Origin of the sequence: Vreelandella venusta (assembly GCF_007989605.1) — a bacterium.
In the GTDB taxonomy this organism is placed as follows: Bacteria; Pseudomonadota; Gammaproteobacteria; order Pseudomonadales; family Halomonadaceae; genus Vreelandella; species Vreelandella venusta.
The window spans coordinates 1-800 of record NZ_BJUL01000060.1 but is presented as its reverse complement, the minus strand read 5'-3'; the positions used below and the strand labels follow the sequence as shown (position 1 = coordinate 800).

Here is an 800-nt window from a genome sequence, read left to right as displayed (position 1 = left end):
GGAAGGCGCTGCCATCCCATACCGGTTTCATCTGCGCTTTCGATACTCCCAGGATCGCTACTTCCGGCGCATTAACGATCGGTGTGAACGCGGTTCCACCAATCGAGCCAAGACTCGAAATAGTGAAGCAGCCACCGGTCATCTCATCACGCTTTAGCTTCTTGGTTTGCGCTTTCTTGCCTAGTTCCGCCATCTCCTTGGCTATCTCGATCAAGGATTTCTTATCGGCGTTGCGCACTACCGGCACCATCAAACCATCCGGGGTATCCACGGCAATCCCGATATGCACGTAGTTTTTCCATACCAGCGTTTCGCCGTCGCCTTTCAGGCTGACGTTGAACTGGGGGAATTTACGCAGGGCAAAGGCACAGGCTTTGACCATAAACGGCAACGGTGTCAGCTTAGCGCCCTGAGCTTCGGCCTCGGCTTTCATGGCTTTACGGAAGCTTTCAAGCTCGGTAATGTCGGCCTCGTCGAACTGGGTCACGTGAGGCACATTGAGCCAGCTGCGATGCAGATTGGTCGCGCCCATCTTGAGCAGGCGCCCCATCGGCTTCTCTTCGACGTCGCCAAACTGACTGAAGTCGACTTCTGGTATCGCGGGGATGCCAGCACCACCACTCGCCGCTGGGGCAGCCGCTGTTTGTGCGTTACCTTGGTTGGCAATGGCCTGCTTCACGTAAGCCTGCACATCCTCTTTCAGCACCCGATCTTTCGGGCCACTAGGCTTAACAAGGCCGAGGTCGACGCCGAGCTCACGTGCCAGCATACGCACTGCTGGGCCTGCGTGTACCAGCTTA

At 56.8% G+C, this 800-nt stretch carries 1 protein-coding gene; it reads right to left on the bottom strand.

Annotation, left to right across the window (positions count from 1 at the left end; translation table 11 throughout):
- The coding region (locus tag HVE01_RS19750; RefSeq protein WP_186808886.1) for a 2-oxo acid dehydrogenase subunit E2 at positions 1-800 on the bottom strand (800 nt) is incomplete at both ends.